Genomic DNA, 18584 nt, shown 5'->3' with positions numbered 1-18584 from the left:
GTTGGAGCGTCCAGGGGCCAACGAAAAGAGTGGATTGTGCTGGACCGCACAGTGGTGACGCCTTCGGCCGAGTGGCCACCGGCATTCGCCGAGACTTTTATCGAGCAGGCTCGCGGTCTGCTCGATCTGAGTCAGGTCTTGATGATTCTCGGGCCGGTCGGTGGAAGCGCCCATACTCTGGCGACGGCGATCGTCGACGCTCCCGGCGGAGCGGATACCCCGCTGTGGTCCCACCACGTCGCGAGCAGTGGCGACAGCCGCGAACCATTCCATGCGATCGGTCGGCTCTTCACCGTCGATACCGAGCACGTGACAGGTCCGGGCGACGTCGAGAACGGCATCCGGGCCGAGCTGGCGGCCTGCGGGGAGAACTCGCCGACCGTGGTCATCGCGAATGCCGACCTCTGCGACCGCGAGAGCGTCGATGTGCTGACGCGGCTCGCCGCGACGGGCACACTTCGGCTCATCCTGACTCTTGCCCCCGAATCCATAGCCGCCCTCGGCCAGCTCGCCACGGCCGCCGAGGTGGTCGAGCTGCCGCCGCTCGAGAGCGAGACCGTCGGCGAGATGATCCGCATCCGCTACTCCGCCGCACCCGAGCCGGCACTCGTGGATCTGCTCATGGAACGTACGAAAGGCTCGTACGAAGTGCTCTGCGACGTCGTCGACCTCGCATGCCAGGACCGACAGCTGACGGTTCTAGGCGATCAGCTCGTGCTCGACCACGACCTGTCCGGCATCGCGGCCGCGGTCCTCGCCGAGGATCTCTCACAGCTGACCGCGATCCTCGGTCAGCTCGACGCGGCAGAGGCCACTGCGCTCATGGGCGACAGCGCGGTCTCGCGGGCCCTCGCGAGCGCGGTCCTCGAGCGTGTCGACGGCCACATCGCCTTCAGCTCCGCGGTCGAGGCGCGTCGGGCACGCTGGTCGATCTCCCACGAACGTCTGACCGAGCTGTTCGACCTGTACGCCCAACAGCTCCCGGCGACAACGGCTCGGCCGGATTCGGCGATCGCAGCCGCCGACTGGTGGCTCGCAGCAGGACAGCTGCCGTCGCCGGAGCTGGCCTCCCGAGCGGCAAGACAGGCCAATCTCCTCGGGCAGCCCCGCCGCGCCATCAGGTTCACCGACGCCGGACGCAACACCAGTCACAACATCGCGGCTCCTCTGGAACGCGCCCATGCCATGGCGGAGGTGGGCGACAGCCACGGCGTGACGACCATCTGGACGTCGATCGACCCCGAACTGCTCACCGAAGACGAACTGCTGCCCTATCTGCGCTGGGTCCATCACCTGACCGACACGGATCGACGAGATCGACTCGCCACACACGCCGTCCAGGCCGATGACGCGAAGGCAGCTGACCGACGAGCCGCCACAGGCCGACTGGCGCTCCTGGTCGATCGCGCGTTCCGAGACGGCGCCACGGAGCTAGCCGGTCCTCTGCGGGAGCTCGCATTCTCAGACCTGCTGTCGATCCGCAACCGCGCATTGGCCTTCGGGGCCTTGGCAGCAGTCCTGCTCAACTCCGGCCGTCCCGCCCAAGCGGCGGAGATGGGGCAGCTCGCCGGCGAGATACTCAAGCTGACTCCCGACCAGGTCAGTGCCTCACACCTCGATCCGGTGCGCGAAGTCCACGTTCGTGCGTTGATCTCGGCGCTGGATGTGACCGGTGCCGAAAACGCTCTGCAGGGCTACGCACAGGTTGCGGGGGCGAGCGACGATCGCCTGACCCTGATGCTGCGCGCGCTTCTGGAGACGATGCGCGGGAATATGCACGAGGCCATCACCTCTTTGCGCCGAGGCCTGGCCAGCGTTCAACCCCGGGATCCACATCACCTGCGAAGCTGGGGTCAGGCGCATCTGGCGGATCTGCTCACGCGCTGCGGCCAGAACGCCGACGCCCACCTGGCCTTACAGCGCTCCGCGCAGCACACACTCCAGGACAGCCCCTACGACCTCGACCGCCAAATCGCGCAAGCCGCCGCCCTCGACGCATTGGCCGAGCCCGAGGATGCCCTGAGCCTGCTCCAGGAAGTTGTCACCGAGGCGAAGGAGCGCAGACTGTTCCTGCTGAAGATCGAGGCGGCCGCACGTAGCGTCCTGATCGGTGGCCCACCACTCGTCAAAGTCCTGACCGAGGCAGTCGACGGCCTCGAGGAGTTGACCGGCGTCCCCGCCGTCTGGCAACGATTCGCCGCAGCCGCACGGTCGTACGACATCGCAGTGCTGACCCGCCTGATCGACGACCTCGTCAGCCGTCGAGCGTTCGGTTTGGCTGCCGAGCTAGCCCAGTTCGTCCTGGACATGTCTCGGCGCGCCACCGACCTCGACGCCGAGACCCGCGACTGGTTGCGGAGCCTGGCCGAGAGGCAGGAGTCGTCATAACAGCGCACACGCCCGCGATCAGTTCGCTGTGGCCACCAGCGTTCTCACCGGAATTCATCGCGGCTGCGCAGCTCATGCTCGAACGTCGCAGCGCGCTGCTGATCGTGGGATCTCCCGGATCGAATCGCCACCGTCTCGGCACCGAGATCGTGGCGTCCATCGACGGTCACGGCGCGGTGCTGCGGCATGTCTGCAAATTCGGCGAGGCGGATCGTCCTCATCAGCTGTTGGCGCGGGTATTCGCCGACCTCGGAGGGACCGGTGACACTCCGGTGTCCGACCAGGTCGAGGCGATTCGTCGGCTGGTCCGCGCCGAGCACCCCACCGCGCCCACTCTCTTGCTGGAAGACGCGACCTTCGCATCACCTGCGAGCCTGGCTGCCCTCGCGGAACTCGCAGCAAGTCGTGATCTGCAGATCATCGCGGCGATGACGCCCGAAACCGTCGAACTGGTGCCAGAACTCGCCGCAGCGACAGAACGTATCGATCTCGAACCGCTCGGGGCCGAGACCATCACCCAATTGCTCCAGGTCAGGTTCAGGGGGACGCCCCACGACATCCTCGTGGAGTTCTTGCACGAGAGTTCTCATGGCAGATATGCCAGCCTCTGCGAGATCGCCGACATGTTGGCCGAGTCCGGGGCCATCGTCGCGGTCGAGGGCATCATCGTGTTCAAGCCGAGTCGTCTAGAGGAGGCCCGGCTCCTGTTGCCGGAACGGCGCCGGTCCAACTCGGCCGAACGGCTCGGCGGCTCGACCCGAATTGTCGATCTGATCGATCTGGTCTCGATCATCGTCGAGGTCGAGATCGACGAGGCCATCGCCTGCACGAGTGCCGAGGACGTCGCCCTGACCGTCAGGCACGGACCGATACGGCAAGTCGACGGTGTTCTGTCGATGGTCGATCCCCTCGAAGCAGAGTCTGTTGTCGCCGCACTGACTCCCCAGCGTTCAACCGAGCTGTGGCAGACGTATGCGCCGCGCATCCAGCGGTCGGTCCTCCGCCCGAACAGCGCGATCCGGGCCGCCCGCTGGTTCCTCGACAGCGGGTCGGCGACGTCACCGGAATTGGCTCGGATCGCAGCTCGCGAGTCGAATGAACGAGGTCTCTACCAGCGAACCGTCGCCTACACCTCACCTCGCCACACCCGCGCGACTCCGTTGGACACCCAACACGAACGTTCCCACGCACTGATCCAATTGGGAGATGTCGACGGCCTGCGCGAACTGTTCGGTCAATTGGACCCCGCCACGATTCCCCTGCGTGAGCTGATGGCCTTCATGCGCTGGGCGACCTCGATGGTTCCGCCGACGGAGCTGCCCAGCCTGCGTCATCGTGCCCTCGGCCCCGATCGCGATACCGAGGAACGGCATCAGCGCGCGGCCGTCATCACGCTCGCCGAACTCGGTCTCCTGGCGTTCCGCGAGAGCAGCGACCAGCACATCCGACGGGTCCGCACTTTAGTCTTCTCGGGGGCTCTTCCGCCGATCGACCATGCGATGGCCCACACACTGCTTGCTGCCTTGCTGCGCCATTCGGGCCGGCCGGCCGAGGCAGTTCACGCCGGCAGAATCTCGGTCGCACTGTTGGAGGCACCTGAGAGTGGGGCGAGCGCGCCGGAGCTCGACGCCGCGCGCGAAACCCTTTTCATGTCCTTGGTCGCAGCGCTGGATCTCGATGGTGCCGAGGACGTTCTGAGGCGTTATCAGTCGAGGGCCGCGCGATACGGTCGGCCTGGGCGGTTGGGACCGCTCATGAGCGGGATCCTGGAGTTCTATCGCGGCCGGATCCAGCACGGTCTTGCCAGCTTGGAATTGCTTCGCGACGATCCCGTGAGCCAGGACGTCCTGCATTCCCGAGGATGGGTCGAGGCTTTGGCCGCACAGGCACTTATCGGCCTAGGTCGCTCCGATGAGGCCGAGGCCCTGCTGGAAGCGTCCGAAGCGCACCCGGTGTCGGGCCTTCTCCAGAGCGATCTCGAACGGCGGATAGCACAGGCATTCGTCCACGACTCCTTGGCAGATCCCGATCGTGCGCTGGAGATACTCGAGGAAGTCGCAGAACAAGCTCACCTCCACGGCCTGAAACTCGTCGAGTTCGATGCCCTCGCGCTTGCCGTGCTGATCGACGGGCCCACTCGGACACCGCGACTGCTCGAAGCCGTCGGCGATCTGGTCGCACCTTCCGGAATGCCGGCGATCTGGCAGACCTTCGCCACACACGCCGCCCAGTTCGACTTCCCTGGCCTCGTCCGGTTGGTCGAGGAGAATGCTGCCGCGGGACAGGTCATCCTGGCGGGACGCCTGGCGCAGTACACGCTCGATTCAGGGCGACGCGCCACCGACCTCACACCGGCAGAACGCGAGTGGCTGAATCAGGTTGCCCAGTTCCCGCCGTCGCAGTTTTGACCCTCAGGTCATAGCGATCCGGCAGCCGTCCCGACCAACGCGAACAGCGCGACCACGATCGAGATCGGCACAAGCCACAAAGCCGCCACCGCGATAGTCACCGTCGTGCCGATCTTCGGCGGCGCGAAGTAGCGAGCTCGCTTCAGGTCGCCCACACCGTCGATCCAGCGTCCGGTCATCTGGGCTGTCGACCAGACGCCGCGCATACGCGCCAGAATGCGCCACCCACCGCCACCTGCGATCTGTGCCAGCGCGCCCCGGGTTTCGTCGACCTTGCCGCTCATACTGACCAGGATGCCCAGCTCGGTCGCGAGGCGATCGGGATCGGCGACGGCGGACATGATCATGTGACGGCGAGCCCAGAAGAAGCCGTTGATCAGGGCCATGACCGCACCGGCCACGATCACGATCGTGCCGGCCGTGCCGTCGGCCAGCCAGCCCAGCACGAGAGTCGCCGCGATGAACGGTACCGAAACCAGGCCCACGGCGGCTGTCGGTATCCGAAGGAGTCGGACCGCGACGACGATGGTCTTGGCAGCACGTTGCGCGACCTCGGCGGTCTGGCCGTCCATCTTGGACGTGAAACCTTTGACCGCCGCATTGGCCTGCTCTCCGAGCGAGCGACGCTGCCTGAACATACATCCCACCCTACGACCCGGACCCAGAGCCGGATCCGTACTGCTCGGATCCGTACTGCTCGGGTCCGGGCTACTTGAGGAACTTGGAGGTACTGCGGTCTTTCAGGGGCCGTCCCTCGGTCTGACAGGTCGGGCAGTACTGCAGAGACGATTGCGAATACGTCACTTCGAGCACCGTGTCGCCGCACACCGGACACGCCTCACCCGTCCGACCATGGACCCGCATCCGGGTACGTTTGTCGTCCTTGAGATCTTCGGCCGGCTTGCCCCGCGCCTCGTCGACGGCCTCGCGCAAAATCTCCTGCACCGCGGACTCCAGCCGTAGGATCTGGTCCTCATCGAGGGTCTCGGCAATCGCGAACGGCGACAGTCTGGCCGCATGCAGGATCTCGTCGCTGTACGCATTGCCCACGCCGGCAAGGATCTTCTGGTCACGCAACAGCCGTTTGACCTGCATCCGCCTGGCGAGCAACGGTCGCAGCTCGAACCCCGGCGCCAACGGATCTGGACCCAACGCAGCGATCCCAGGGACGTCGGTGGGATCGTTCACGACATACATCGCCAGGCCTTTGCGAGTTCCTGCCTCCGTGACGTCGAAGCCGACGGTTGGCCCATCCCCCCGGTCGAGTCGTATGCGGGCAGCGATATTGCTGGCGCCGAGCTTGAGCTTGGTCTCGGGCAGCGGATCGGACCATCTCAGCCAGCCGGCCTTCGCCAAGTGCACCACGATGTGCAACCCGCTGACGTCGATGTCGATGAATTTGCCGTGCCGGGTCACAGTGGAGACCTCCAGCCCCTGCAAAGCCGCGACCGGCGGATCGAAGGTCTTCAGTACCGAGAACGATGCGAGCTCTACTGCCGCAACGACGGTTCCGCTGACTTCCCTGTCCAGGAACTCGACAAGCGCATTGACCTCGGGCAGCTCGGGCATAGGTCAATCATCGTGCTTACAGAAGAAATTCTCCATCGCCGGCCATGTCGTGCGCCGAGCGGCGCGACCGGCCAAGACACCCAAGTGCCCTCCCGGAGCCTGCACCAGCTGGGCCTCCGGCGAACCCGTCACCAGATCCAGGAGGTGTTCGACCGCCCCATGGGGCGCGAGGGTGTCGCCCATCCCGGCCACGACAAGCACCGGGACGTTGATCTCGGCGAGCTCCACCGAACGTCCGGCAAGCCGCATTGCCCCGGTCGCGAACTCGTTGCTGCGCATCACGACGTGATACAGCTGGCCGAACGTCCGTCCCGGGTAGGCGTACATCCGGCTCATGAACCGATCGACTGCCTCGAGCTGGGCCAGGAAGTCCCGGTCATCGGCATGGGCCAGCATCGCGGCCGGCTTCGTGAGGTACTTGTCCAGGCTCGAGATCTGGAAACCCAGCCGGGTCAGCGGCGCAGGGACACCGCCCATCGCCCGGTAGGCGGGCCCGACAATCGGTCCGACGACCCGATCCAGCGGTCGGGCCAAAGCCAGCAACGGCACCTGCCGCAGATCGAACGGGCTCGCAACCGCCGTGACCGAGGCCAAGGGCAACTCCGGATGCGCCGCTGCCATGAACATCGTGAAGATGCCGCCGAGGCTCCAGCCCGCGACGTGCACGGCGTCCGCGTCGGCATGTTCCGTGGTCAGTGCGACCGCTGCCGGCAGGACCGAGTCGACCCAGTGCTCGATGCCCAGCCCCCGATGGGCGAAATTCACGGGTCCGTAGTCGACGAGGTAGACCGGCCGTCCTTGCTGGACGAAGTACTCGATCAGACTGCAGCCCCGACGCAGGTCGAATGCCAGGGCGGGCGCCGCCAGAGGCGGGACCAGCAGTACGGGACGGCCACGCTCTGCCGCTTCGCCCCGATAGCGGTACAGCGTGAATGCCGTGTTCTGCTCGACCGCGTCACGCGGCATATATCGCAGATCGGCGATGGGACGCCGATGCGCCTTGTCCGACAAGTTGGTTCGGGCCGCCTCCAGCTTGCGAGGGAGTCCGATGGTTGGGAGTGCCACCCGGAGAGTCTGTCAGACTCCGGGCGGCCGGATCAGGTGAAAGTCAGCCAGAGCAGCGAGACGTTGAGTGCGATGACGATCGCCGCCACGACGCATGCGGCCGACGTCGTGGCTCGCCGGTTGACGTGATCGCCCATGACGTCCTTGCGCGCCGTCAGCACTACGAGTGGGATCAACGCGAACGGGATACCGATCGAGAGGACGACCTGTGAAACGACCAGCGCTCGACTCGGCTCCGCCCCGAGACCCAGGATCACGAGTGCCGGGATCAACGTGACGACCCTGCGCAGCAGCACCGGGAGCCGGAGGCCGAGCAACCCTTGCATGACCTCGGCGCCGGCCGCGCTGCCCACCGACGTCGACGCCAAGCCCGAACCCAAGAGGGCGACCGCGAACAACAGCGCGACCCCGGCCCCGAGTTCGGAGGTCACCACCGCGTGTACGCCTTCCAACGTGTCGGTGCCGGGTAGCCCGTCGAGACTTGTCGCGGCGACGACCAGCAGCGACAGATTGAGCATGCCGGCCAGAATCAACGCCAGCACGACGTCGGTGCGGGTTGCGGCCAAGAGCTGCCGCATCGATTGCCCTTCCCCACGGGCACCGAGCCTGGTCGTCGTGAGACTCGAATGCAGGTAGATGACGTGCGGCATGACCGTCGCGCCGATGATCCCCGAGGCGAGGAGAACGCTCTCGGCGCCTTCGAACTTCGGCACAAGTCCGCCGGCCAGCGGACCGGCGGCCGGCGGGTCGATGAACAGTCCGGCCATGAACCCCACCGCGATCAGCACCAGGAAGCCCATGATGACCCGTTCGAGCGTGCTCTGACCGCGCACGTCGCCGATCTTGAGGATCACCATCGCCACCGCTGCCGTGATGACCGCACCAACCATGAGCGGCAGATCGAACAGCAGATACAGCGCGATCGCGCCGCCGACGACCTCGGCCAGGTCGGTGGCGATCGCAATGGCCTCGGCCTGCAACCAGTAGAGGATCCGCGGCCCGCGCGGCAGTTTCTCGCCCATATGACCGGCCAAGGACTGTCCCGTGACCATGCCGAGTTTGGCCGACAGATACTGCACCAGCACGGCCATGACATTGGCCATCACGACGACCCACACCAGCGTGTAGCCGAACTCCGAGCCTGCTGTGACGTTGGTCGCGACATTGCCCGGATCGACGTACGCGACTGCCGCGATGAACGCTGGACCCAGCAGTCCGATGCGGGGCAGACGTTCCTTCACGAGCATGTCCACATCATCTCCTACGACGATTTGGCGTTGACCTCGTAGGAGGTGTTGGTCGACTCGAAGAAGTTGACCAACTGCAAGGTGTCGTTCGCTGTCGCCATCCACTTCGCCGGATTGACGGCGTTGTAGTGCGGCGCGAAGCCGAGCTCCTCCAGCCGCCGGTCCGCCAGGTAGCGGACGTACTGGTTGATGTACTCGGCGTTGAGCCCGAGTATCCCGGTCGGAAGCAGATCCCGGTTGTAGGCCTCTTCCATCTCGACGCCGTCGAGAATCATCTGCCGGATCTCGTCGGCGAACTCCGGCGTCGCAACGTCCGGGTTCTCGTCGAGGACCGTCAGGATCAAGTTGATGCCGAACTTCAGGTGCAGGCTCTCGTCCCGGACAACCCAGTCGATCAGTGACGCGAAGTTGCGCAGCAGGTTCCGCTGCCTGAAGCTCAACGCGACCATGAAGCCCGAATAGAACCAGATGCCTTCAAGGATCACGTTGTACGCGACGAGGTTGCGGACGAAGTCCTGCTTGCCCTGCGTCGTGGTGATGTCGAGTGTCTGCTCGGTCATCCGCTGGATGTAGCGGATCTCGAATGCTTCCTTCGCCGCCATCGACGGCACCGTCACGTGGGAGTCATAAGCTGCTTCGCGGTCGATCGGGAACGTTTCCAGAACGTACTCAAAACTCATGCAGTGATTGGCCTCCTCCCACATCTGCTTGGCCAGATACAGGTGGCACTCGGCGGCATTGACGTAGGGGTAGACGCCGAACGCGAGCGCCTTGTTGACCAGCAGCTCATTGGGGTTGAAGTAGCTCATCAGGAACGTCAGCGCGTGGCGTTCCTCGTCGCTCATCCGCTCGAAGTCCGCCAAATCCTCCCCGAGCTGGATCTCGTTGGGGAACCACGTGTTGGCGACCGCCTGGTCGTACAGGTCCATGGCCCATTGGTACGTGACGGGCTTGAGCAGCAGCCCCTCCTGGATGCCGGTCCCGAGAATGCCCCGGCGCGTTGCAGTTTCAGTCATGGTGAAGCCCTTCTTCAAAATTCCGCTCGCGAGTCACTGAATTACGTGCCGCGAGTCAGTTAGGTACGGTCTGGCCGAACGGGAGTGACTCCCGAGCGGTAACTGAGTGACTCGCGAGCGGGGTGGGTTATTGGCAGGAGTCGCACTGGAGGCGTTCTTGCGGGTCGACCGGGCACGCGGCTCCGTCGACCACTTCAAGTTCGGCAACCTCATCGGGGATCACGGGGACTTCCACGGTCACGGCGCGTGGCCCGGCCGCGCCGAAGCCCCTGCGCGGAGCACCACTACTCGGTACCACCTGTTCGGCCTTATTGACCTTGACGGTGCTCTGCTCGGCGGTGTGCCGCGGCATCATGTGCAGGTAGTAGGTCGTCTTGACGCCCATCCGCCACGCGGCGGCATACAGCTCGGCCATCTCGCCGACATCGCGGCTCTGCAGGTAGATATTGCGGCTGATGGCCTGGTCGATCCACTTCTGCGCCCTCGCGGCAACGTGCAGGAAGGCGTAGGGCGAGAGCTGGAAGCTCGTGCGGTAGATCTGCTGCAAGTCGTCGGGGATGCCTTCGACCTTCGACAAGTCGCCTTGGTGACGCAGCAGCTCTCCGCGCACCTGCTCCCACAGGCCCAGACGACGCAGATCCTCGACCAGGTTCCGGTTGACCTCCAAGAACTTGCCCGAGCTCGTCGCACGGCTGAAGATCTGGCTGAACTGCGGGTCAAGGCCCGGCGTGGTGCCGGCAACGAGGCCGATCGACGCAGTCGGGGCGATCGCCATCAGCGTCGAGTTACGGATACCGGCCGAGACCTTGCCTCGCAGCGACTCCCAATCCAGACGGGTAGTCCGATCAACCTCGACCGGAACGCCACGATCGTCCTCCAGCAGATCGAGCGAGTCGACCGGCACCAGGCCCTGGCTCCAGCGGGAACCCTCGAAATGAGGATATGCCCCGCGCTCACGCGCCAGGTCTGCCGACGCGTCGATCGCATGCCAGCTGACGAACTCCATGATCTCGTCGATCAGCTCGTACGACTCTTTCGACTCGTACGAGTACCCGAAACGCTCGACTATGTCGGTGAACCCCATGACCCCGAGGCCGAGGGCCCGGTTGAGCTCGTTGGAGCGCTCGGACTCCGGCACCGACGAGATCGTGATGTCGATCAGATTGTCGAGCTGGCGGACGGCCAGCCGGGTCGACTCGGCCAGGCGCTCCCAGTCGACCCGAGCCTGCTGGCGGTGTCCGGTCACATGGCGAGACAGGTTAATCGAGGCCAAGTTGCAGACCGCCACGTTCTCGCGATCCTGCGGCAACGTGATCTCGGTGCAGAGATTCGACAGGTGGATCGTGCCGGTGTTGTGGTTCAGCGCCCGGGTGTTGATCGTGTCCTTCCACGTCAACCACGGGTGCGAGCTCGCCTGCAGCGCAGTCAAGATGGCGCGGAACTGCTCACGTGCGCGCATCTTCTTGTGCCGCAGCTGACCGGCATCGGCCATCGCGGCGTACTCGGCGTACCGCGCGGAGAAGTCCGCACCGTACAGCTCCACCAGGTCACCGACGTCCAGCGGATCGAAGAGGTACCAGTCCTGATCGTCCTGCACGCGCTTCATGAACTCGTCAGAGATCCACACCGCGGTGTTGGCTGTTCGGGTTCGACGATACGGATCGCCGGAGTTGGCCCGCAGATCGAGGAACTGGGCGAAGTCGAGATGCCAGTTCTCCATGTAGAAGCACAGCGCGCCGAACTTCTTGCCGCCACGGCTGATGGCCCGCAGCGTCGAGTCGATTGTGTGCATGAACGGGATCGGTCCGGTCGAGGCGGTGTTGTTGGAGCGGATCGGCGAGCCCTCCGACCGCAGCTTCGACACCGACAGGCCGATGCCGCCGGTGCCCTTCGTGAGCCACATGACGTCGCGGACGCTCTTGGCGATGTGCTCGATATCGTCCTCCATCTGCATCACGAAGCAGTTGGAGAGCTGGCTGTAGGAGGTACCGGCGTTGACCAAAGTAGAGCCGGCCGCGAGGTACTCCAGGCGCGACATCTTGTCGTAGAACTGGCGTGCCGCGCCGGTGGGATCGGCCTCGTTGAGCGCCAGCCCCATCGCTACGCGCATCCAGAAGAACTGCGGCACCTCCAGAGGCATGCCATCGGGCTCGCACAGCATGTAGCGCGTCCGCATGGTCTGGGCACCGATGTAGCGGATCAGGTCGTCACGGTCGGGGTCGAGGGCCGCGCCGAGCACCTCGAGATCGAACAGTTCGGCCAACCGGGCGTCCAGAAGGTCGAGCTCGACGCCGCGCAGAATCGACGCCACAAATGCGGGGCCGTGAAAGCTGTAGACCTCGTCGCGGGTGACGCCCTCGCCGAAGACCTTCTTGTACAACGTCTTGACCAGGAGCCTCGACGCGATGGTGTCGAACGCCGGGTCGTCCTTGACGTTCTGCAGCGCGACCTGGATGACCGCCTCATCGAGCTGCTCGCTCGTGATGCCGTCGAACAGCGTGATCTCCAGCTCGGACTGCAACTGGGTGACGCGTGCGACCTGGTCGTCGAGACCGACGCTCGCTTCTTCGATGGAGCGGGCAATCTCGTAGCCGTCGTACGGCGCCTGGGTGCCGTCTCGCTTGATGACAGTGATGGACATGCAGTTCACCCCTCGTGAACTCGGGTCTGATGCTGCCCACGAGCGCGGAGGGGTGAGGGGACGACGGCACAGCGAATCCGATCCCCTGACCTTCCCACGAGGTCGCGGACCCTTGACACCATCGGGGCGTCAAGGCACTGGCAGGTCTTCGGACTCACGGGCCAGGTGCGTGTGCACCGCCTACTGGATGTCGCTTCCCAAGCTTGCGCTCAGTGCATATGACACCGGTCGTTCCCACTTACCGCTGCGGGGCAGTCCCGGATTTCCACCGGGTTCCCTGTTGCCACGACTCCCCTGGCTGAGGAGGCGAACCAGCTGCGTCGACCACTGTATCTGGTGAATCACATTGATGTAACCCCCACATCTTGTAGGGCATGTCACGTCGCTGGCGTACCTGTGGATATTCGGTCGACGAATACATGCTCGACCCGCTCCGCCGCCAGCGCACCACCAGCTGAGGCGATGTGCTGGCACAACAGCGCGGCGCCACCCCCGGGCGTACCGGGGATGACGCCGCTAGTGCTTGTCGCGAATTACGAGGACGAGTAGACGCGGGTCGATCCGCCTGAGCCACCGCTACGACGACGTCCGCCGCCACCACCACGGTTGCCTCCGCCACCCTGGGGGCGTCCGCCGCCATTGCCGCGGAAACCGCCCTGGGGACGCGATCCGCCCGAGCCACCGCGCTTGGCGCCGCCTCCGCCGCCACTGCGAGCGCCCTGACGAACTGTCGAGGCGTGCGGAGCCTCGGTGCCAGCACCCGAGAGCGCCTGGACCGTCATCGGCGAAGGCGCCGTGCGCAGATCGTGGTGACGGGCTGTGACGCCGGCCTTGTTCTGCAGCTGCATGACATCGCGCAGTGCATCGGGTGTCGTCATCGTGACGACGGCTCCCGACTCGCCGGCGCGTGCCGTACGGCCCGAGCGGTGCTGGTAGGCCTTGTGCTCGGCAGGCGCGTCGTAGTGCACGACCAGGCCGATGCCGTCGACGTGGATGCCACGCGCGGCGACGTCGGTCGCAACGATGACGCTGGCCCGTCCGCTGCTGAATGCCTCAAGGTTGCGCTCACGGTGACGCTGCGAGAGGTCACCGTGCATGTCGACGGCTTCGATGCCGTTCTGGGTGAGCTGCTTGGCCAGCCGCATCGCGCCTCGGCGTGTGCGGGTGAACACGATGCTGCGGGGATTGGCGCGCAGCAGATCGAAAGCGGCCTTGGACTTGTCGGTCGCGGCGCTGACGAGCACGTGGTGCTCCATCGTGTCGACCGCGCTGTCGGCCGAGTCGACCTCGTGCAGCACGTGCTGCGGCAGGTGGCGCTTGACGAGCTTGTTGACGTCGCCGTCGAGCGTCGCCGACAGCAGGAGCCGCTGGCTGCGCTCGGGCGTCTTGGTAAGGATCGCGTCGATCGGCTTGTAGAAACCGAGGTCGCACAGATGGTCGGCCTCGTCGAGGACCGTGATCTCGATGTCGTCGAGCGTCATGCAGCGACGGTCGAGCAGATCGGTCAGGCGGCCGGGGGTCGCGATGACGATGTCGACGCCATTCTTCAGCGTGTTGATCTGCTTGTTGATCGGCACGCCACCGTAGACCGTCGTCAGACGCAGGCCCATCTTCTGGGCGAGCGGCTCCATCGCGGCGCGGACCTGGGTCGCGAGCTCACGGGTCGGCAGGAGGATGAGGCCGCGGGGGGCCTTCGGGCGGCTGGTGCGACCGGCGAGCCGGACGAGGACCGGGAGGCCGAAGGCCAGGGTCTTGCCGGATCCGGTGCGCGCACGGCCGAGGACGTGCTTGCCAGCCAGTGCGTCGGGGATGACCGCGAGCTGGACGGGGCTGGGGTTGACGATGTCTTGACGCGCGAGCGTCGAGACGAGAGCTTCAGGAAGCTTCAGGGCGGCAAAAGTAGGGGCAGACGAATTTACGGGGTTGCTCACAGAGCAGTACTCACAGACATTTCGGGAAAGGTGCCCGAAAGCCAATTCGCGCTGGATCACGCTACTTCGTCGGGCCGGAACAGCGCGGGAAGTGCGCGTTCACGTATTCACATGCTACCAGTAGGTTGCCCCCGGTAGCGATTCAGATCGATGTGACGGCTCTCTCAAGCCAGCAGATCAGCGTATTCGGCATGCTTGTCGACGAACCGAGCGACGTACGGGCACTGTGCGACGATCTTCTGTCCCCGAGCACGGACGTCGTCGAGCGCGCCCGTGACCAGTTGGGATGCCAGCCCCTGGCCCTCGAACTCGTCGAACACGACAGTGTGCGGAAAGACGATCACCTCTCCATCGGGCTTGGCCTCGGTGAAACCGGCGAAGGTGCCATCGACGTGGATCTCGTAGCGCTGCTTGTCGGCGTTGTGCACGATCTCATTGCTCATGCAGGTGGCAACACCGACGGCGGCGCACAGATTCCCGACCGCCCGTCGGGCGGTGCGCTGGCGTCCAGAGTGCCCGCGCGCGTGGACGCTCGCGCACCGCCCCGGGGGCGGGTGGACGCTAGATGTCCGCCGCCGGGGTCGCGCCCACAAGACGTTCCCGCGTCGCCTTCCAGGGCTTGTCCCAGCTGACGTCCTGTGGCTGAAGGGCTTCGCCACAGGCGGTACAGGTATCGGCCGATGTCGTCTCGGCACCGCAGGTCTCGTGGATCACACCCATGTGTGCACCCCCTTCCGGCATCGGCGTGTGCTTCTCCGCCCAGATCGACACCGCATGCATGATCGGCAACAGATCGGCCCCGGCTTCGGTCGCGACGTACTCGCTGTGGGTACGTCGATCGCCCCGATAGTCGACTTTGCGCAATATGCCCTCATCGACGAGTAGCCGCAGCCGCCGGCTCAGGACCGCGTCGGAGATTCCGATGCTGTCCCGGATCTGCTCGAACCGGGTACGTCCGTGCAGCACATCGCGCATCACGAGCAGGATCCACGGATCGCCGAGAACGTCCAGGCCGCGCCGCATCGGGCACAGCTCTTCGGACCAATCGGACCGCAGCGGCATGACACACCTCACTTGCTTCGAGAAAGTCAATGCAAGTATGCTCCACGAGCCTAACTACTCTCAAGATAGCCAGCCGGAGAAGGTCAGATATGTCCCGAACACCTGTGCATCCAGCCTGGTGGGTCGCCGTCACGGCCTTCGTCGCGCTGATCGGCGCGGCCGGTTTCCGGGCAGCACCAGGTGCGCTGATGGTGCCGCTTCACGACGAATTCGACTGGTCGACCAGCATCATGTCGCTTGCCGTCAGCATCAATCTGCTGCTGTACGGACTGACAGCTCCGTTCGCCGCCGCGTTGATGGACAAATTCGGCATCCGCAATGTCACGACTGCGGCGCTGTCACTTGTCGCGCTCGGCAGCGGGCTCACGGTCTTCATGACCCAATCGTTCCAACTGCTCATCACCTGGGGCGTGCTGATCGGTCTCGGCACCGGTTCGATGGCGATGGTCTTCGCAGCCACGATCGCCAATCGCTGGTTCGTCGAACGGCGCGGTCTCGTCGTCGGCATCCTCACCGCCGGGAGCGCGACAGGTCAGCTGATCTTCTTGCCGCTCGTCGCTGCACTGGCCGAATCAGTCGGCTGGCGCACCGCTTCACTCGTCATCGCCGGAGCAGCGTTGGCCGTCGTGCCGCTGGTGATCCGATTCATCGGCAACTTCCCCGAGGATCGTGGCCTCCGACCGTACGGGGCCCCGGACGACTGGATCGCCCCCGTCCGCGAAACTGGCGGAGCGGCCCGCCGAACGCTGGACGGTCTGCGTCGAGCGAGTCGCGTGCCCGCATTCTGGGCGCTGGCAGCAGCATTCGCGATATGCGGCGCGACAACCAACGGTCTGGTCGGAATCCACTTCATTCCGTCAGCCCACGACCACGGCATGGATCAGACGACCGCTGCTGGCCTGCTGGCGGTCGTCGGGATCTTCGACATCGTCGGCACCATCGCATCGGGCTGGTTCACCGATCGGTACGACCCTCGACTCCTGCTGGTCGGCTACTACGCCTTTCGGGGCGTCGGGCTGGTACTACTGCCGACGCTGCTGTCGTCGACAGTGCATCCCAGCATGATCGCTTTCGTCGTGATCTACGGACTCGACTGGGTTGCAACCGTTCCTCCAACTGTCGCTCTGTGCCGCGAGATCTTCGGTGAAGACGGCACGATCGTGTTCGGCTGGGTCTTCGCGTCGCACCAGGTCGGGGCCGCCGTCGCAGCTTTCACGGCCGGCGTCATCCGGGACCAGACCGGCAGTTACTCCCTGGCGTGGTTCGGCGGTGCGGGACTATGTGCCGTCGCGGCAGTGCTGTCCTGGATCGTCGGAACACCGGCGAAACGCCAGCTCCAACCCGCGTAGGGCATCAGCCCCGAAGATAGGTCAGGACCGCCGACACGCGACGGTCGCTGTCCTGCCCGAGGTCGAGCTTGGCGAAGATGCTCCCGACGTGCTTTCGCACGGCTGCCTCACTGACGAACTGCGCCGCAGCGATCGATCCGTTGGTGCGGCCTTCGGCCATGAGAGCCAGTACTTCACGCTCCCGCGGTGTCAGCGCCGCCAACGGCCCGTCATCGCGACGTCTGGACAGCAGCTGACGTACGACCTCCGGATCGACGACGGTCTCACCTGCGACTACTTGGTCGAGGCTCATGAGGAAGTCCGCGACCCTGCCGACCCGGTCCTTGAGCAGATAGCCGATCCCCGCGTTGCCGGCCGAATCCATCAAGATCGGCAGATAGGCATCGGCGACGTATTGCGACAGGACGAGTACCGGCAGGGTCGGGATCTCCTCGCGCAACAGCGCTGCGGCCCGTAATCCCTCGTCGGAATGTCCCGGGGGCATCCGGACATCAGTGATCACGACATCGGGCACGTCCGCGCGGACTGCCGCGATCAACTCGTCGGCATCTGCGACGCTCGCCACGACCTTGTGGCCCGCTCGTTCGAGGATGCCGATCAATCCCTCACGCAGCAGCGCGGAGTCCTCCGCGAGGACGATCCTCAGTCCTCGACCAGCCATGGGCACTCCATCCGCAGCTCTGTCGGTCCGCCGACCGGACTCGTCACATCCAGCCTGCCACCGAGCGCATCCAGCCGGGTCACCAACCCGGACAGACCCGTACCTGTCCCGATCACTGCCCCGCCTCCCCCGTCATCTGCCATGACGAGCACCAGGCGGTCACCCTGGCGCCAGGCGGAGACTGAAGCTGTTGTCGCGTCGGCATGTTTGGCAACATTGGCGAGCCCCTCACTAACCACGAAGTAGGCGGCCGTTTCGACCTGCGTCGGCGGTCGGTCTTCGAGCCTCACATCGACGCTGACCGGGATTGGCATCCGATCGGCGACCTCCCGAATCGCGGCCGACAGCCCGAGATCGGTCAAAACCCGTGGATGCACGCCACGCACGACCTCACGCAGATCGGCAAGCGCCGCTTCTGCCTCACCGTGGGCACGACGTACGAGCGTCAGGCCTTCGCCCTCGGGGACGTCCAGCTCGGCACGACCGAGCAGCATCGTGAGGGCGACCATGCGCTGTTGGACACCATCATGGAGATCGCGCTCGATCCGTTGACGCTCGGTCTCGAAAGCGTCGACCAACTGCAGCCGCGAACGACGCAGTTGCCCCACACGCTCCTCCAGTTCCTCCTGCCGCGGGCTCAACAGGATTCGCGCCAGAGATGACTGTGCGGCTGCGAGGACAGTCAGGATGTACACGCCGACCACGAAGCTGACCGGCGTCATGATGATCGCGAACGGCACTGCCTCAGAGGCCGAGTCGAGCTGCCAGCTGAACATTCCGACCGTGTCATGCTGAGCCAGCAGGGGTGAGAAGAGCGAGACCAAGACTGCCGTGACCACCACCGCCACCACGACGGCGTCGACGAACCACAGCACGAGCGCCAGAAGCACGGCATATCCGAGGGCTCGCCACGAGGCAGCGTCGCGGATCGGCTTCCACCACGGCGCGTCGATCGGGAGCGGGGCCAGCATCGATCCCCCGCCCATCAGTGCGAGCCGGCGAGACTCGACCGCCGCGATCATGCGCCCCAGTCTTGGCACGCCGCCGAGAATGAACAGGCCGACGACGATGGGGATCGTGACGATCCCTACTCCGATCACGACAAGCAGTGAACCCAGTGCACACAGTCCGACGATGGCGGCGGAGGACAAGTAGGCCAGCGACCGCCATGGCCACGACGAGCCGAGGAAGCGAAGCGGGTTGGCGCCGAGCGCGGGCCATACCGTCTGCAGTTGGGTGGGGTTCAT

Annotated in this window: 14 protein-coding genes and 1 riboswitch; of the genes, 3 read left to right on the top strand and 11 right to left on the bottom strand. The window is 65.3% G+C overall.

All coding sequences use genetic code 11. The annotated features are described in order from the left end of the window. The first annotated feature begins 36 nt into the window (after positions 1–36). Both ACXJKC_RS16835 and ACXJKC_RS16830 read left to right on the top strand, forming a co-directional pair. Complete coding sequence (locus ACXJKC_RS16835; RefSeq protein ID WP_456697898.1) at positions 37–2388, top strand: hypothetical protein; 2352 nt, start codon at positions 37–39, stop codon at positions 2386–2388. Between the two features lie 74 nt (positions 2389–2462). Then, the gene (locus ACXJKC_RS16830; RefSeq protein ID WP_456697897.1) at positions 2463–4796 is read left to right on the top strand and encodes a hypothetical protein; all 2334 of its coding nucleotides are present in this window, start codon (positions 2463–2465) and stop codon (positions 4794–4796) included. An 8-nt stretch (positions 4797–4804) separates the two neighbouring features. On the opposite strand, the gene ACXJKC_RS16825 is transcribed toward ACXJKC_RS16830, so the two are convergent. The 9 genes from ACXJKC_RS16825 to ACXJKC_RS16785 all read right to left on the bottom strand — a co-directional run bounded on the left by ACXJKC_RS16825 (position 4805) and on the right by ACXJKC_RS16785 (position 15327). Then, positions 4805–5434 (bottom strand): hypothetical protein, encoded by a 630-nt coding sequence (locus tag ACXJKC_RS16825; protein ID WP_456697896.1) that lies wholly within the window; start codon positions 5432–5434, stop codon positions 4805–4807. Between the two features lie 70 nt (positions 5435–5504). Beyond that, the gene (locus tag ACXJKC_RS16820; protein WP_456697895.1) at positions 5505–6365 is read right to left on the bottom strand and encodes an Fpg/Nei family DNA glycosylase; all 861 of its coding nucleotides are present in this window, start codon (positions 6363–6365) and stop codon (positions 5505–5507) included. A 3-nt stretch (positions 6366–6368) separates the two neighbouring features. Then, positions 6369–7430 (bottom strand): alpha/beta hydrolase, encoded by a 1062-nt coding sequence (locus tag ACXJKC_RS16815; protein WP_456697894.1) that lies wholly within the window; start codon positions 7428–7430, stop codon positions 6369–6371. Positions 7431–7462: 32 nt separating this feature from the next. After that, positions 7463–8641, bottom strand: coding sequence for an Nramp family divalent metal transporter (locus ACXJKC_RS16810; protein ID WP_456697941.1), 1179 nt, complete (start codon positions 8639–8641; stop codon positions 7463–7465). A gap of 50 nt (positions 8642–8691) precedes the next feature. Further along, on the bottom strand, positions 8692–9693 hold the full coding sequence (locus ACXJKC_RS16805) for a ribonucleotide-diphosphate reductase subunit beta (RefSeq protein ID WP_456697893.1): 1002 nt from the start codon (positions 9691–9693) through the stop codon (positions 8692–8694). Between the two features lie 127 nt (positions 9694–9820). Next, positions 9821–12334, bottom strand: a complete 2514-nt coding sequence (locus tag ACXJKC_RS16800; RefSeq protein ID WP_456697892.1) for a ribonucleoside-diphosphate reductase subunit alpha — start codon at positions 12332–12334, stop codon at positions 9821–9823. 122 nt (positions 12335–12456) lie between these two features. Further along, a riboswitch (cobalamin riboswitch) is annotated at positions 12457–12666 on the bottom strand. Positions 12667–12867: 201 nt separating this feature from the next. Next, the gene (locus ACXJKC_RS16795) at positions 12868–14265 is read right to left on the bottom strand and encodes a DEAD/DEAH box helicase (RefSeq protein ID WP_456697891.1); all 1398 of its coding nucleotides are present in this window, start codon (positions 14263–14265) and stop codon (positions 12868–12870) included. Between the two features lie 164 nt (positions 14266–14429). Continuing rightward, on the bottom strand, positions 14430–14708 hold the full coding sequence (locus ACXJKC_RS16790) for a GNAT family N-acetyltransferase (protein WP_456697890.1): 279 nt from the start codon (positions 14706–14708) through the stop codon (positions 14430–14432). Positions 14709–14826: 118 nt separating this feature from the next. After that, positions 14827–15327 (bottom strand): winged helix-turn-helix transcriptional regulator, encoded by a 501-nt coding sequence (locus ACXJKC_RS16785; protein WP_456697889.1) that lies wholly within the window; start codon positions 15325–15327, stop codon positions 14827–14829. Positions 15328–15416: 89 nt separating this feature from the next. On the opposite strand from ACXJKC_RS16785, the gene ACXJKC_RS16780 reads away from it, so the two are divergent. Next, on the top strand, positions 15417–16676 hold the full coding sequence (locus tag ACXJKC_RS16780; protein WP_456697888.1) for an MFS transporter: 1260 nt from the start codon (positions 15417–15419) through the stop codon (positions 16674–16676). Between the two features lie 4 nt (positions 16677–16680). Here ACXJKC_RS16780 and ACXJKC_RS16775 read toward each other — a convergent pair whose 3' ends face one another. Both ACXJKC_RS16775 and ACXJKC_RS16770 read right to left on the bottom strand, forming a co-directional pair. Next, complete coding sequence (locus ACXJKC_RS16775) at positions 16681–17337, bottom strand: response regulator (RefSeq protein ID WP_456697887.1); 657 nt, start codon at positions 17335–17337, stop codon at positions 16681–16683. Then, positions 17319–18584 (bottom strand): sensor histidine kinase, encoded by a 1266-nt coding sequence (locus ACXJKC_RS16770; RefSeq protein WP_456697886.1) that lies wholly within the window; start codon positions 18582–18584, stop codon positions 17319–17321. The genes ACXJKC_RS16775 and ACXJKC_RS16770 overlap by 19 nt, the downstream gene beginning before the upstream one ends.

Source organism: Aeromicrobium sp. P5_D10 (genome assembly GCF_054049535.1).
Note: the sequence above shows the minus strand (reverse complement) of the source record. Positions and strands in the feature narration are given on the sequence as shown.